The following is a 15110-nucleotide window of genomic DNA, read 5'->3' as shown; positions in this document are numbered from 1 at the left end:
TCGGTCATTTTTGATTCATTCAGTTAGAACATTACATCAAGAATAAATAGTTGAACCTGGTTAGAGCGCTCAGAAATTAACGCTTAGGTGATTTAACAACCTGCCAGTTGCTTGGTAGGGTGAATGTGTAGACCTTGCCGATGGTTTTGCCTTGTTCACCGGAGCCGGCAAACATGATGGCGGCAAAGACGTTGCTGTATTTGAGTTTCTGCTCGGTGACAGCGACTTGCGGAATGGTGCCGTGTTTCAGTTTCGTCTTGATGGTGGCACTTGGCTTGACTGTGTGATCGATGGCGTCGCCGGAAATCCGGTAGCGGTAAGCAATATGTTTTTTAGCCGTACCGATGGGCTGGCTGATAATCTGCAATTGGTCATTCATGGGTGCCAGTGGTTGCAACTCGGTGGTTTCGTCAATCGTAAAACCAACATGGTAAAGATCATTCACACTCAACAAAGCAATCGGGCCTAAAACCAGCAAGCCACTGACAATGATGGCTAATGGCCGCTGCCGACTGGGTTTCATTAACACGACAGCCCAGAAAAAGGCGATGGCACCGATGATCAACAATAAGATAATCATGAGGCGTCCCTCCGATCCATGGCGTCATTTTTCAAGAAGAAGCTCAGTATTAAGCCTAGCGCTGCCATGACCAACGAAACGGCAAAAGCCGCCCGATAGCCAGCCAAGGTAGCCTGATGTAGCGCGTTGGCGTAATCAATCGGATCAAGGGCCTTGCCGCTAGCTGCCGGCGTTGCGCCCTTGGTGACGACCGACAAAACAGAGACCAGGATCGCGGTCCCGATCGATGCCGCCACTTGCCGAATCGTGTTGTTCACGGCCGTTCCGTGGTTGATTAAATGCGTCGGTAAGGCATTCATCCCCGCAGTCGTGACCGGCATGGTGACCATGGTGATCCTGAACATTCGCACGGTATAAACTGTCGTGATATAAATCAGCGGCGTGGTTTCAGTTAACGTCATCAACGGCAAGGAGCCGACGACCAGCAGAAACAGGCCAGCGACAGCCAAACGTTTGGCGCCAATTCGATCGAAAATCCGGCCGGTGATCGGACTCATGATCCCCATCATAATTGCCCCCGGGAACAAAATCATCCCGGAATGAAAGGCACTTTCGCCACGAATTGTCTGAATATACATCGGCAGCACCATTTCAACCCCGACCATCGACATGAAGGCTACCGCGGTCAAAATAACACTTAACGTGAAGGTCTTGGATTTAAAGACTCGCAATTCCAGTAGCGGTGTTTTGAGATGCAGTTGTCGCCAGCAGAACAAGGCGACAAAGATAATGCCAATCGCGAGACTGATCAGAACCTGGGTGTCCGTCCAGCCGGCATCGCCGACTGTTGAGAAGCCATACAATAAGCCGCCAAACCCAAGCGTCGAAGCAATAATCGATGGTACGTCGATCTTGGGATGTGACGTCGGCAAAACTTTCCGCATGCTGTAAGTGGCCAATAACACAACCCCGGCAGCAATCGGCATGATGACGGCGAATAACGCACGCCAGGTATGATGCAGCAAAATCCAGCCGGAAAGCGTCGGACCGATTGCCGGCGCCAAGCCAATGACGATGCCCGCTAAGCCCATGGCGCTGCCGCGTTTTTCCGGTAGGAAGATGGTGAACATCACGGTCTGGAAGGTGGGCATGGACATGCCGACACCAATCGCCTGGATGAGGCGGCCGGCCAGCAGCATCTGAAAATCGCCGGCAAGCCAGCAAATCAGCGAACCTAAGAAGAAAATGGTCATGGCCGTCAGATAAAGGTGTTTGACGTTGAATTTGTCCAACAGCCACGCGGAAACCGGAATCATGATACCCATAATTAACATGAAGCCAGTTGTCAGCCACTGAACCGCGCTGGCGCTAATATGAAAATCAGCCATCAGTGTCGGATAAGCCGTGGTGAGAATGGTTTGAGTTAAGAAGGTCGTAAACGTGCCGATCAATAGGGTGATGACAAGTAGCAAACGATTATATGGATGCCCATTAACATCAGTTGGTGTCAACAAAATCGTGTCCTTTCTAAAAACGTTATAATCCAGTCTAGCACGTCAACAGCACGTTTGGGTGAATGGCCTTCACAAAATCTTTAAAAAGGTATCAAAAAAACATCGTTGCGACTTGTTAGCCTAAAAGTAAGTTAATGAATACGGAAGGGGCGTTTCAAAACGTGAAAGTCCAATCGACGCATCAACGCATTGAATGGATTGATGTTGCCAAAGGCCTCGGAATCATTGCAGTTGTGTTGGGGCATTTCTATCCGCGCAATACAACGTTTTATGAAAGCTTATATTGGTGGCATATGCCATTGTTCTTTATGATTGGCGGTTTCTTCGTCAAGCCGACAACGTTGCCGACTTTAAGAGATTATCTGAAGCGGCGGTTCTGGCCAATGTTCAAGCAGTATTTTGGCTACGGTGTGGGGCTGATTTTGCTGAATTTTGTGGTTGAGCAACGCACGCCTGCATTTACCTTGGATTATCTGCGACGGCTGCTTTACGGTGGCACCGAGTTGAATGGTTATTTGTCGGTCTTTTGGTTTATGACAGTTTATGCCTTCAGTAGTTTGCTGTTTAGTCTATTACGTGGCTATATGCCAAAAGTCTGGCAAGAGGCGGTTTTAATGGCCGGACTTTTCTGGTTAGGGTTCAGTTATCCTAACGCTGAGGCAGCTTTAGGATTTCCGATTCCAGGCAACCTTGATTTAGTACTGGTTGCTTTGCCGTATATGTTTATCGGCTGGTGGTTATTCCATTATGCCCGGCAAATTGTCACCAAGCCGTGGTTTGTGGTGGTCGCTGTCGGCCTTTTCGCAGTGCTGTTTACTGCCCAGTCGCGTGGCCAAATCGACTTTTTGCTTTATATGAAATCCCATCACTTAACCGACCCACTTCTGGCGGGATGGGCGCCAGTCATCATCTGCGGTGGTTTATTTGCTGGAGCCAAAATAGTGTCAGGAACTTTTGCAGGAAACTGGTTAGATCGCATTGGCCGTAGTACACTACCTTTAATGTATGGTCATAAAGCGGTCGGCTATGTTTTGGAGAAGTTCGGTGATCCTAATATACTTGTGCTGGTGATTGCCGGTGTCACGATTCCTCTTTTCCTTGCTTATGCGGGCCGCTGCGTTCGGGAACGTTGGCAAGGCGGGGGATTATATGCGTTTAATTAAACGGTTATTGCTGGTTGTGGTGATTTTACTCGTTGGGCTGGCGCCAGGCACGCAATTGGTGGAAGCGGACACGACACCGACCATTTTCGTTCATGGTTATCGGGGCACGGCTTTTTCAACCAATCAGCTGATTGAAGGCGCCGAAGCTGCGGGGGTAGCTAAACGCAGTATGGTGATTACGGTAAGTCCAACGGGTCAGTTAGATGTTCGTGGTACGTTACACACCACTGCTGCGCCGATTATTCAAGTGATTTTTCAAAACAACACCGCTGGCGAGGAAGTAGACAGTCAATGGCTGGCTAAAATTTTCACGATGCTGCATGAGCGCTATGGCGTGGTGAAATTAAACGCCGTGGGCCACAGTATGGGCGCCTATGCTGTCATTGCGGCGGCGATGGCGCAAACGCCGATTGAATTGGAAAAAGTCGTTGCGATTGCCGGCCCGTATGACGGCTTGCTCGGTTGGAATGACCAGCCACATCAGCTGCAGCTGGCAGCAGACGGGCGGCCGAACCTGATTCGGCCTGAGTATGCGCGGCTATTGAAGAACCGCACGCATTTTCGCGCTAAGTCGGTGTTGAATATTTACGGCAATGTTCAAGACGGTACGGATACCGATACTGTTGTGAGCGTCAACTCCGCCTTGAGCTTAGGCTATCTGCTTCGTGGCCTCACCAAGTATCAGACACTTGAAGTCACTGGCCCCCATGCCCAACACAGCCAGCTCCATGAACACAATGTGACGGTTGACCGCGCGATGTTGCAGTTTATCTGGGGAAAGTGACTTTGGTCGTGCCAAACTCCGCAATCTCCGGCCAGCTGGGGTGGCGACGCGAAGCTAGAGCGGTGGGCACAACTGAGCCCCATCTGGCCTATGATTGCTCCGCTTTGGCACTAAGATCTCAATCCCTATACAAACAAGAATCGTTCATGAAAAAAAGACCAATTGATCGCAATGTACGATCAATTGGTCTTTTTTACACTTTAGTCATGAATATTAGACTGTTTAAACACATGTTAGTTGCAATTTGTGAGCTTAACGCTGAAAACTAATCCTGCTTCTTATCTTTTGCCTCTTTAACTTCCTCAGCAACGGTTTGCTTGACCGGCTTTGGATCCTGGGTGACGTCAAACCAGTTGGCGAAGCCTCGGGAGAAATCAGCGACGGTGAAGTTGAAGTGATCGATTTTGACTTTGTCATGCAACTTCAGATCGGGATGCGTTTCCATGATAAAGCCGGCAATGGTGATGATCTCGGAATCCGTGAACGCTTTGATATTAGTGTGGAAGAAACGTTCAAAGTCCCAGAGTGTCGTCTTGCCGCTGACCCGAAAGACTTTGGGATCGTCGGTTTTCCGAATGTACTCGTCGGAGACATCGTCGATTTCATCTTTAACCGTACCAAACAGCTCTTCATAAATATCTTTATCAGTGACGATGCCGCTAGTGCCACCGTATTCATCGACGACCACAACAATTGGCGTTTGTTTCTTGATCATTTGCGTCAAAATATTGTGAATCGGGGTAACTTCAGGCACATTGATAATCGAACGCAGCAGCTTGGAGACTTTCACGGATGGATCGACTTGCCCTTGCTTGACGAGATCATAGATGTAGACATACCCCAGAATCTTATCTTTGTCACCGTTTGCCACAACCGGGAACCGGCTATAGCCTTGAGTTAGATAGTCGCGCAAGGCTTCCTTAACGGTGGTATTAATATCGATCACAAACAGGCTGGTACGGTCAACCATGATGTCTTTGGCCGTTTTGTCATTGAGCTCAAATGCCCGCTGCATATAAATGACATCATTTTGTTCCATGTCGCCGGAAGTAACAGCATTTTTACTGAGATTCAGAATTTCGGCTTGTGAGAAAGCCTCATTACCTTCATCGGCTGGCTTCATGCCCATCATTTTGACAATGCCGGTGGCGCTGACGTTCAGCAACCAGACAAATGGGAAGAACAAGATATGGAAGTAATGTAGCGGCGTCACCACCAACATTAAAGTTTTAATTGGGTAATCAATGGAAATGTTCTTCGGGACAATTTCGGTGAGCACCACTTCCAGGTAGGTTAAAATAATAACCCCCAAAATAGCGCCGACCGCATGCAGGCTGCCATTTGGCAAACTTAAGTGGGTCAGGCCAAACAGATCAACCAGCAAGAATTCAACGGTGGTTTCCCCGATCCACCCTAAAATGATGCCGGCCAGTGAAACACCAACCTGGGTCGTTGACAGATACTCATTTAAGTTGTGAACCATGCGCAAGGCGCGCTCAATTTTCGCTTTGCGCCCAGTACCTTTGTCGATCATTTCCTCCAAGGCACTTGGACGACTTTGAACCAGTGCAAATTCACAGGCAACAAAAAACGCTGCGAAGAAAAAGGTGACAAGCATCACCAATAAATTGGGGACGATTTGGCCACTTTCCATGTATTCCATTCCTCATTTCATGTAGCTTTACAAACTTAATTTTAACATTGAATGAGCCAAATGAACGATAATTCATCGATTGCTTCTATATTATGCGTTATGCTGGTATCAACGAGTATGCGATTCGAGGGGAGAAGCCGAAATGGAACAAGTCAAAATGTATTGGGAAACAATGAAGGTTTTTAAAGCCGAGCCGGAAATGCCTAAGACCCAGCTGATTAGCAAACCGCTGCCACGGACACCGGCAACAGGGACGGAAATGCCGCAGATTGCGATTCGCAACGTGGATGTTTTTCAACTAATGAGTGAGTTGACTGGCAAAGTCGGCGTGATGAACTTTGCCAGTCCGGTTCATCCAGGCGGTGGTGTGGCGTTTGGCGCGCGGGCGCAGGAAGAAGCGATTGCGAAGGGAACATTTTTGGTGCCGGCGCTGGAACAGCACATGGCGGATTATTATGATCAGAACTGCAAACAGCCTAATCGCGGCCTGTTTAGCTCAAAGCTCATTTATGCGGAACACGTACGGCAGGTTTTTGACGATCAGGGACGCCGCTTGCCAAAAAAATATGTCGATATCGTCACTGTCGCGGCACCTGATCGCCGCGTTGATCCGCAGCTGGATGACGCGACGGCTATGAATGACATTGCGTTTAAGGTTTTACAGACGCTGCGGGCGTTTAAGGCGCATGACGTTGATCAGTTAATTCTGGGCGCATTCGGTACCGGCGTTTTTGGTAATCCAATCAAGCCAGTTGCCGGCGTTTTTCGGAAGGCGTTGCTGTTACCGGAGTTTGCTGGCGCATTCAAACGCGTTTATTTTGCAATTTACGATCCGCAGATGAGAACGATTAAGTCATTTGCGGCTGCTTTAAAAGGTGAAGACGAATAAAGAAAGAAAGGAATTAACCGATGAAACTCACGGTCATGCAACACGCGGATGCTGAAGGCTTAGGGGTCATTCAAGACTGGGCCGATAAGCATTCAATTGAAACTGTCACTTACCGCCCTGATCAAGGGGATCCGATTGCGCAACTGAATCCGGCAGACATTGATGGGTTGATTGTGCTTGGCGGCCCCATGAGCGTCAATGACGATCTGGCCTGGCTAGCAGCCGAACGGATCTTGATTCGCAGTTTGAACAAACTGAACCGGCCAGTCCTTGGCATATGCTTGGGGGCTCAGCAGATCACCAAGGCTTTTGGTGCCAACGTCTACCCGATGGAAAAACCGGAAGAAGGAATCGGCACGGTCAGGACCAGTGATGGGACGCTGCTTAACGTTTTCCATTGGCATGGGGAAGCGATGAGCCGTCTGCCGGGCAGCCAACTATTATACGAAAATGACCAGGCACTTCAAGGATTTAAGTATCACGATCGGATCGTCGGGTTGCAATTTCATCTGGAAGTGACGCCGACCATGATTACAGCGATGGGGGCGGCCGCCGGTAAACCACAAGGCCCGGTTAATGAAGCCATTTTGGCACCCGGACACAAGGTTCTTAATGCGCTACTTGAGCAACTTTTTGGGTAAAAATAAGCAAAAAACGCAATTTATTTAGACTTAGCGCGAAAAATCAAGGGTATCCTCGAAGATTTTTTGAAGTTCCGCTGACATGAGAATCGCGTCACAGCGGGCTTTTGAGATTGACAATGTTAAGGATGTAACCTAATGTAATCTTTTGTCATAGAACTTAACGTAACCGCAACACCGCGAATACATGTTCGTAATACTCACTGACTATACTAAGCCACAGTTAGTTAAGTCACCACATGAAATCAGGAGGAATTACGAACATGAAAAAGCTCTTAAGTACAGTATTATTCTCAGCCGTTGCTTTATCCGCCGTTGCTTTGTCCAAACCTAGTCACGTTAGCGCAGCAACGAAAGATACTGAATCGACAACCGTCAGTGCACCAGCTAGTGATAAGACGGAAGCCGACGTCACTTATAATGGCGGCGCAACAACTGTTTGGACTTCACCGACAGTGGGACAACAAGCAAAACGTTACGTTACAACTGGCGAACATCTTCAATTTGTTAATAGTAAAAAAGTTTATTCAGAAATTTGGTATGAAACTGCCGATCATGGTTGGGTTCCAGAACGCTACTTGAGCATCAATACCTTGCAGCAACTGGCACCGTTAACCCAGAAGGCTGACGCAAGCGCCGCACCGACACAGACAACGTCACCAGCTGAACAGGCCGCTCAGTCAACTTCCAATAATGCTCAGGCTTCATCGGACGCGGCTGCTCAAAGCGCTGCAGCATCCAGCGCAGCCGCAGCAAGTGCAGCTCAGGCCGCTGCCCAGCAACAAGCACAACAACAGGCTCAGCAAGCTGCTGCCGCTTCACAAGCCGCTGCTCAGCAACAAGCCCAGCAATCGGCCGCTGCCCAACAGCAAGCACAACAAGCAGCCGCTGCTTCGCAAGCTGCGCTCCAGCAACAACAAGCTGCTGCATCTAAGGCTGCCGCTCAACAACAGCAGGCACAACAACCTGCCAGCCAGGCAACCGTTCAGACAACGCAGACAGCGGTTCAGACAGCTCAACCTCAACAGGCAACCCAACAACAAGCAACTAGCAACCAAGGCACCTTCAAGATCAGTTTCTATGATCCGTCTGTTATGGGTAGCAGCTTAGGTTATGGTGGTGTTGCCGCCAACTTAAGTGTCTTCCCTAAAGGCACCCATTTACGCATCACGATGTCAAATGGTCAGGTGTTAGACCGGGTTGTTAACGACACAGGTTCATTTGCAGCAGGCAACCCACGTCAGCTTGACGTAGCGATGCCAAACAACCAGATTCCTTCAGCGGGCATTCTCTCTGCGACAGTTGAAGTTGTTGGCTAAAGCGATTCGCCTTTAACATGAAACAAAATTAAACGCACTCGCAGTTTCCCAATACAGGGAAGCAGCGAGTGCGTTTTTTTGCAGAGCGTGAACTGGCGCGGTTAGAAGTCGGAGTATAAGTGGCCTTGGGCGTGATGGTCCGGGTTTAGGCCATCGCGACCAAGGTCCTTATACGCAGACTTCTGCGCCGGAGAACGCGTTTAAGCCAGAGCGTGAACTGGCGCGGTTAGAAGTCGGAGTATAAGTGGCCTTGGGTGTGATGGTCCGGGCTTGGGCCAATGCGACCAAGGTCCTTACACGCAAGCTTCTGCGCCAGTGAACGCGTTTATATGTTCGTTCATGGGCTATCTTTGTCAGCGAAGGTTTTTACACTTTTAACAAAAAGGTCACCGCACACGGGAACTCAGTAGCAAATAAAGTTGCGCAGTTTGAGTCAGCCGTTTATCGGTGACCTGAAACCACCGATTAATCACCAGTTGGGAACTAATCAGTTCATCAACAGCAAGCTGGTCACCAGTTGGCTGTTTAGGCGGCGCCACTGCTGCAATGAGCTGCCCTTTAGCGCTAAGTAATTGACTAAGTACATGGGTGATAGTGCGCAACTCGGCAGGGGATTGGTTAAACGCGCCGACAATCAGATCGTAAGGTCCGGTCAGCAGTTTCAACCAATGATCAGGCATGATGCGATAACGCAGCCGATCGGAACTGGCCACTGCGCGGGCACTTTGGATGGCGGCGGTATCGGTATCAATGCCCAGTACGGCAGCCGCACCATGGTTCAAGGCATAGCGGCAAAACCAGCCGTCACCACAATGAATCACAAGCACACGCAGATCCGTTACTGGCGGCATTTTCTTAACGAGCGCCTGCCACACCGGTTGATCGTCACCTGATTCGAATGGCATGTTGGGATTATCTTGCATATTAGGATATGGCGTGTCCATAGTTTCACAACCCTTCACATTCATTATAGAGGAAAAAGACCCAAGATGTCGGTTGATCTTGCATGTTGTCAGCGACGAGTTAACAACTTAACGAGGCCTGATTTAACACGACGGGGGAGCTTGTCTAAGGAAACACTGAAAAAAGTTCGGAAAAGTTAAACAAAAGTATTGCATTCTGCTAAGAAACATGAGAATATAATAGACATGTTAATTGCCCAGTAGTTCAGTGGTAGAATGCTTGACTGTTAATCAAAGGGTCGCTGGTTCGAATCCAGCCTGGGCAGGACTGAGCTGTGAACGATATAAAGTTCACAGCTATTTTTTTGCAGATTTTCATAAAGATTTATCACTGCTGATTGTGTTCAGACTGGGTCCGGATTTAATGAAATGGGTTCTATTTTTTGAAGCTGACTAAGACTGGCGTTCGCTCGAAAGAAAATATGATAACTATTGTTGCCTTGGAGTTCAGACAAAGGTTTATCATAAAGGTGTTGTTGAAGAACAGCGTCTGAATATTGATATTTCTTACAATTTTTAAGTTATTGATGATGAGTTCAAGTATGCCTAGTGAAACATCCAAATCGGAATGCATGACATTTTTCTGTATATCATTTGGGAATCGCAGGTTATATGACAGTAGAAAAGGACTGAACTTATCTGGTACGTCCACAACATCAGTCAACATTAGAGTCGTTGACAGAAACTGAAAGTTCGGTTCCACCGGTTTACCAAAAAATAAGGAGCAAGCTTTTATGGAAACAGTTAAATTAAACAACGGTATCGATATGCCGATCCTCGGCTTTGGCGTCTTTCAGGTTACAGATCTCAATGTTGCTGAACAGGCAGTTTTGGATGCGATTGAATCAGGTTATCGGTTGATCGACACTGCTCAAGCATACGGTAATGAAGAAGCAGTTGGCCGAGCGATCAAACGTAGTGGTATTGATCGTCAGGATCTTTTTATTATAACCAAGCTTTGGTTGACTGATACGGGATACGTGGCAACCAAGAAGGCGTTTCAAGACTCGCTCGATCGACTGCAGCTGGATTATCTTGACTTGTATTTAATCCATCAACCTTGGGGAGACGTTCACGGATCGTGGCGCTCCATGGAGGAGTTGTATAAAGAAGGCAAAATTCGAGCAATTGGTGTGTCTAATTTTGAGCCGGATCAATTGACTGATATTGCAATTTTCAACGATGTGACGCCGGCACTGAATCAAATTGAGGTTAATCCTTGGAATCAACAACTTGAACCTGTCAAATTTATGCAAAACAACGACATCCAACCAGAGGCATGGGCACCCTTTGCGGAGGGGAAGCACGATATCTTCAAAAATCCGACATTAGCGGCAATTGGCGCCAAGTACAACAAGTCAGTTGGGCAAGTCATTTTACGCTGGCTGACTCAACGTGGTATTGTGGCAATCCCTAAATCCGTTCATAAAAATCGGATGATCGAGAACTTCAACATTTTCGATTTTAAATTGAACGACGATGACATTGGGAAAATTGCCGGATTAGACATGAAGGAAAGCCAGTTCTTCGATCACCGTGACCCTGAGGCGCAAATGAAGATTGTTGGCAGGCGTATTAAATAAGGTGAGTGAGCTGATGAGGATTGATGAGGTTAGTAAGAAATTTAATCTGACGAAAGACACGTTACGTTATTGGGAGCGTATTGGTTTATTACCAGACATTGCGCGTAACGAAAGTGGCTATCGCCAATATGATGAACATGCGCTCAATTGGGTTTATTACATCATGATTCTTCGTAAAGCAGGGATGTCGATTGAAGCACTTTCTGAATTTGTCAAACTTTTACGTGAAGGCGATCAGACAATTGCTGCCAGAAAGTCTTTATTCGTTGAACAGCGCGATCATTTAATGGCGCAGCGTGACAATATTAACAAGACACTTCGGTACCTAGACTACAAGATCGATCACTTTGAAGATCACATGCTTAGCTATGAAAACGAGAAATTGGCTTATGAAGGCAAATTGGCCGATGAAAAGTAGCACGGATTATTTTAGCTAAAAAACAGCTTTTCTTGAAAAAGAACACAAAAGAGACATGCTCTGAACGAATTTTGATGCTGCATGCCGTTACGGTATGGTATTCTAAGTAAAATATAGAACGGGAATGGTGACTTCATGCAAACAAAAATTCTAACACGTATGGGGCTATTATTGGCAGTCTTAATCGGATTGGCATTTGCGCCACCGATCACAGTTGGTTTTCTAGGTGTGCCGATTGTTTTGCAGAACATGGGCGTCATGTTGGTGGCCATGTTGTTACCGAAACGGTCGGCAACGGTCACAATTGGCATGTTGCTGGCATTGGCTGCGCTTGGCTTGCCCGTATTAACTGGTGGGCGTGGCGGCATCGCTGTTTTCATGGGGCCGACTGCCGGTTTCATGTATGGTTGGTTGCTAACGCCGCTGGCCTATGCCGGCATTACCCATTACCTTAAGCAAGATTCTTGGGTGACCAAAGCCCTTGGGATGACGTTGGGCGGCGTGCTGCTGACGGAATTGTTGGGCGCCGCGTGGTTGGCTGCGACGACGAATATGACATTTGTTCCGGCACTTTTGAGTGTTTTGATCTATATTCCAGGTGATCTGCTTAAAATGGCGCTCAGCGTTTTGGTGGTTCAACAATTAACGGCTGTGATGCCTGCGTTGAATTCAAAGTAAGCTAGTACAAAAAAGTACCTTGATTACCACCGTGTCAATTGCATGGTGGCGAATCAGGGTACTTTTTTATTTTGAACGGAGCTACGTTTTTTGCATTTAATCAACAAACAACAGTTCAAAGGCATGATCTTTTGTATTAATATTAACCGAAACGTGGCGATTGAGGTCACTCACGAGATTTCGGGCAAATGCCATTTTAGACTCAAAATCTTTCAATTTGGCCGTGAAGGGTACCGAATTGAAATCAAAGTTTTCGCCGATGAACGCGGCATCCGTGACATATTTAAGATTATTTTGATCGTGACGGCTGCCAGGTTTTAGAACAGCATCTAAATAACGGTACAATTCCGATGGCGAATAGTGTAACGGTTTAACCAGATCGGTTGTAATGTTGAAGTCTGGCGCATCATCGGCCATCTCTTCGTTGACCTGCACCTGTGTCAGTCCTTGATATAATTTCAATGTGGGCACCTCTCATCCTTATACTTTATTATAACATGCTCAGCGTTGGACGATTCGATCAATTGCGTTTTGAAACTCGGTGCGAGCTTCTTCGGTGGTTTCCTTAGCCTGGGCATTTTTCAAAAATGTCGTGAGTTCAGCTGTGGGAGCCGCGGCCAGTTCGCTAATAGCCCACGCGGCCGTTGCCCTGATCATGGGGCGGGGGTCGTTTTCAATGACCTCAAGTAGGTGCGGAACAGCACTGCGATCATGAAGGTTAACTAATGCAATGATGGCGTTACGCTGCAGCGGCTTTTTCCCGCGCCATGCCCCGGCCAGTTTACCGAAGCGGGTCTTAAAGCCTTTATTGCTTAGCGTTAGCATGGGAATTAATTCCGGCATCACGGTGTCGGGATCAGGTTCCATTTCGGGATGTATATGAAAATCTTTTCCTTTATTAAACGGGCAGACCTGTTGGCAGATATCACAGCCGTACAAGACATTGCGAATCATCGGCCGAAATTCCGGATCCATGTAACCCTTTGTTTGAGTTTGGTAAGACAGGCACCGCTGACCGTTCATCCGCCCATCGCCTAGCAGTGCCTTGGGCGGACAAAAGTCAATACAGCGGGTACACGTCCCACATTGACAAGCCATCGGTTCATCCGGTGCGAATTTAATATTCGTGATGATTTCGCCTAAATAAACGTATGAACCGAATTCCGGCGTGATTAACAGGCCGTTTTTGCCGATAAAACCAAGCCCTGCACGCTGAGCTACGGCGACATCGATTAATTCTCCAGTGTCGACCATCGGCTTGAAGCGGATGGTTGTATCCGTCGCAGCCGTGTCTTTGATAAATTGCATTAATGCGTCCATCTTGCGATCCAACACGGTGTGATAATCAAGACCCCAACTAGCCCGTGCAAAGCGACCGCGTTTAGGACCGGTGCGTGGTGGGCGGTCATGAATCTTAGAAGGATAAGCCAGCGCGATGGCAATGATACTCTGCGGCTGGTCAAAGATCTTGTCTGGATACAGCCGTTCATCCAGATTCTGGTGTTCGAATCCGGTTGTATGTCCAGCGGCTTTTTGAGCTAGTAAACTGGGTTTTAACGCAGCAAAATCATCGGCTGTGGTAAAGCCGATTTTATCGATCCCCAAATCCTTCGCGTGGCTTTTGATCGTTTCCTTAAGATCCATGCCGCCAACCTCCTAACATTGATGATGTCATTATTTTAGCGAAACGGTGGCGGGAAAGCAAAATTGCAGAACGCTCCGCTGCCTTTTAACGCGGTTACTGGCACAGAAGCCTGCGTGTAAAGGCTTCGGGCGTGATGGCCAAAGACCATTCTTTGCCACTCGTAAAATTGAGGGCCTGGTGAGGGTTTGCTTCCGCTTTCTATAACGCGCTCGCCAGCGCAGAAGCCTACATGTAAGGACCCCAGACCACAATGGCCAAAGCCCAGCCATTGTGGTCTGGGGCCACTTACACTCCGGCTTCTAACCGCGCTGGCTCGCGCTCACAAAAAAACGTCATCCAACCATTGCCGGACAACGTTTTTCGTTAAAAGAACAGGAGGCGGAACATCGCTTTTTCACGACGCTGCTAACATATCGGAAAAATGTGAACAGATTGTGACGAATTTATCGCTAATTACTGAAGATAGAGTTCCCGGAGGTCGCGCTTTTCCGCCGGCGTGAGTTGCAGAGCGTCTTGCAGATAATTTTTCATACCGCCGTACTCTTCGTCGATGGTCGCCAGTGCACTGTCGAGAAAGGCACCCGAAACGGTACCTAGGTCACGAATGTTAGCGAGCAACGCATCCGTTGCGCCGCGTTTGCGTGCCGCAGCAAGATTCTTTTCGACCATCGGCTGAATCAGGTCGTTGGTTGCCAAATAATCTTGCCGAATCGTATGACCATCGACCCCCAAAGCCGATAGTAAATAAACAGCGCCCATACCGGTACGGTCTTTACCTGCTGTGCAGTGGAACAGCACAGCGCCGCTTTCGCTGTCGTTACTTAACAGAATATCGAAGAATTGACGATAGGCTTTTTGGGCGGATGGCATTTTGACAATATCGGCGTAAGTTTTGACCATATTCTCGAAACCAGCGTGCGGATCGCGGGAGAAACTCTTTTGCAGGGCATCAGCCTGTTCGCTGCTTTTGGTTTCGTCGGTTGGGAAGACAGGGACGAAGTGGTATTCAGCGACGTTCGGATAGCGATCGGGCTCGGCCGCTTGTTCCTCGGGCGAGCGAAAGTCCACGTCGGAAATCAGTCCATAATCGGCCAAATAATCCAAATCCTCATCAGATAATTCACTTAGTTTTGCCGAGCGGATAATTTTGTGAGATTTAATCACCTGGCCGGATTTGGTTCGATACCCGCCAAGCTCGCGAAAATTTAAGCCGTGTTTAATATTAAGAACATAAGGTGCCAAATTTAATTCCTCCATCGTGAAAACGTTTGACCCTAGTATACGCGACATTGATGGTGACCGGCAACGGGCTGAAGCGTTTTCATAATGACTAGATAAAA

At 48.0% G+C, this 15110-nt stretch carries 15 protein-coding genes and 1 tRNA gene; 9 read left to right on the top strand and 7 right to left on the bottom strand.

Annotated elements, in window-relative coordinates; all coding sequences use genetic code 11:
- Window positions 1-76: 76 nt before the first annotated feature.
- Together LHUE1_RS01675 and LHUE1_RS01670 are read right to left on the bottom strand one after the other, a co-directional pair.
- On the bottom strand, window positions 77-580 hold the full coding sequence (locus tag LHUE1_RS01675; protein ID WP_049169202.1) for a DUF4811 domain-containing protein: 504 nt from the start codon (window positions 578-580) through the stop codon (window positions 77-79).
- Window positions 577-2034, bottom strand: a complete 1458-nt coding sequence (locus LHUE1_RS01670; protein WP_277848176.1) for an MDR family MFS transporter — start codon at window positions 2032-2034, stop codon at window positions 577-579. The genes LHUE1_RS01675 and LHUE1_RS01670 overlap by 4 nt, the downstream gene beginning before the upstream one ends.
- A 161-nt stretch (window positions 2035-2195) precedes the next feature.
- Here LHUE1_RS01670 and LHUE1_RS01665 point away from each other — a divergent pair, with 161 nt between their 5' ends.
- Window positions 2196-3197, top strand: a complete 1002-nt coding sequence (locus LHUE1_RS01665; RefSeq protein ID WP_277848175.1) for an acyltransferase family protein — start codon at window positions 2196-2198, stop codon at window positions 3195-3197.
- Window positions 3184-3981: an alpha/beta hydrolase gene (locus LHUE1_RS01660; protein WP_010491937.1), complete on the top strand. Its 798-nt coding sequence runs from the start codon at window positions 3184-3186 to the stop codon at window positions 3979-3981. Before LHUE1_RS01665 ends, LHUE1_RS01660 begins: the two co-directional genes overlap by 14 nt.
- Window positions 3982-4246: 265 nt before the next feature.
- Here the strand turns inward: LHUE1_RS01660 and LHUE1_RS01655 are convergent, their stop codons facing one another.
- Window positions 4247-5635: a hemolysin family protein gene (locus LHUE1_RS01655; RefSeq protein ID WP_047106347.1), complete on the bottom strand. Its 1389-nt coding sequence runs from the start codon at window positions 5633-5635 to the stop codon at window positions 4247-4249.
- A gap of 142 nt (window positions 5636-5777) precedes the next feature.
- On the opposite strand from LHUE1_RS01655, the gene LHUE1_RS01650 reads away from it, so the two are divergent.
- The 3 genes from LHUE1_RS01650 (at window position 5778) to LHUE1_RS01640 (ending at window position 8484) form a co-directional block, all read left to right on the top strand.
- Entirely contained in the window at window positions 5778-6524 is a 747-nt protein-coding gene (locus LHUE1_RS01650) for a TIGR02452 family protein (protein ID WP_049169199.1), read from the top strand.
- A gap of 20 nt (window positions 6525-6544) precedes the next feature.
- Window positions 6545-7165: a type 1 glutamine amidotransferase gene (locus LHUE1_RS01645; RefSeq protein ID WP_049169198.1), complete on the top strand. Its 621-nt coding sequence runs from the start codon at window positions 6545-6547 to the stop codon at window positions 7163-7165.
- 263 nt (window positions 7166-7428) lie between these two features.
- Window positions 7429-8484: an RlpA-like double-psi beta-barrel domain-containing protein gene (locus LHUE1_RS01640; protein ID WP_049169197.1), complete on the top strand. Its 1056-nt coding sequence runs from the start codon at window positions 7429-7431 to the stop codon at window positions 8482-8484.
- Window positions 8485-8870: 386 nt separating this feature from the next.
- On the opposite strand, the gene LHUE1_RS01635 is transcribed toward LHUE1_RS01640, so the two are convergent.
- Entirely contained in the window at window positions 8871-9428 is a 558-nt protein-coding gene (locus tag LHUE1_RS01635) for a class I SAM-dependent methyltransferase (RefSeq protein ID WP_025012737.1), read from the bottom strand.
- Between the two features lie 212 nt (window positions 9429-9640).
- On the opposite strand from LHUE1_RS01635, the gene LHUE1_RS01630 reads away from it, so the two are divergent.
- The 4 genes from LHUE1_RS01630 to LHUE1_RS01615 all read left to right on the top strand — a co-directional run bounded on the left by LHUE1_RS01630 (window position 9641) and on the right by LHUE1_RS01615 (window position 12125).
- Window positions 9641-9712: transfer RNA gene (locus tag LHUE1_RS01630), tRNA-Asn, on the top strand.
- A gap of 468 nt (window positions 9713-10180) precedes the next feature.
- Window positions 10181-11029 (top strand): aldo/keto reductase, encoded by an 849-nt coding sequence (locus LHUE1_RS01625; protein ID WP_049169195.1) that lies wholly within the window; start codon window positions 10181-10183, stop codon window positions 11027-11029.
- Window positions 11030-11042: 13 nt separating this feature from the next.
- Window positions 11043-11447: a MerR family transcriptional regulator gene (locus LHUE1_RS01620; RefSeq protein WP_049169194.1), complete on the top strand. Its 405-nt coding sequence runs from the start codon at window positions 11043-11045 to the stop codon at window positions 11445-11447.
- Window positions 11448-11582: 135 nt separating this feature from the next.
- On the top strand, window positions 11583-12125 hold the full coding sequence (locus tag LHUE1_RS01615; RefSeq protein ID WP_025012738.1) for a biotin transporter BioY: 543 nt from the start codon (window positions 11583-11585) through the stop codon (window positions 12123-12125).
- A 96-nt stretch (window positions 12126-12221) separates the two neighbouring features.
- Here LHUE1_RS01615 and LHUE1_RS01610 read toward each other — a convergent pair whose 3' ends face one another.
- The 3 genes from LHUE1_RS01610 to LHUE1_RS01600 all read right to left on the bottom strand — a co-directional run bounded on the left by LHUE1_RS01610 (window position 12222) and on the right by LHUE1_RS01600 (window position 15012).
- Window positions 12222-12587: a hypothetical protein gene (locus tag LHUE1_RS01610; RefSeq protein ID WP_010491917.1), complete on the bottom strand. Its 366-nt coding sequence runs from the start codon at window positions 12585-12587 to the stop codon at window positions 12222-12224.
- 39 nt (window positions 12588-12626) lie between these two features.
- Complete coding sequence (queG, locus tag LHUE1_RS01605) at window positions 12627-13769, bottom strand: tRNA epoxyqueuosine(34) reductase QueG (RefSeq protein ID WP_049169193.1); 1143 nt, start codon at window positions 13767-13769, stop codon at window positions 12627-12629.
- Window positions 13770-14223: 454 nt separating this feature from the next.
- On the bottom strand, window positions 14224-15012 hold the full coding sequence (locus LHUE1_RS01600; RefSeq protein WP_049169192.1) for a tyrosine-protein phosphatase: 789 nt from the start codon (window positions 15010-15012) through the stop codon (window positions 14224-14226).
- Window positions 15013-15110 lie beyond the last annotated feature (98 nt).

Source organism: Lacticaseibacillus huelsenbergensis, from assembly GCF_029726355.1.
In the GTDB taxonomy this organism is placed as follows: Bacteria; Bacillota; Bacilli; order Lactobacillales; family Lactobacillaceae; genus Lacticaseibacillus; species Lacticaseibacillus casei.
This window is presented reverse-complemented; position numbering and strand designations above follow the sequence as displayed.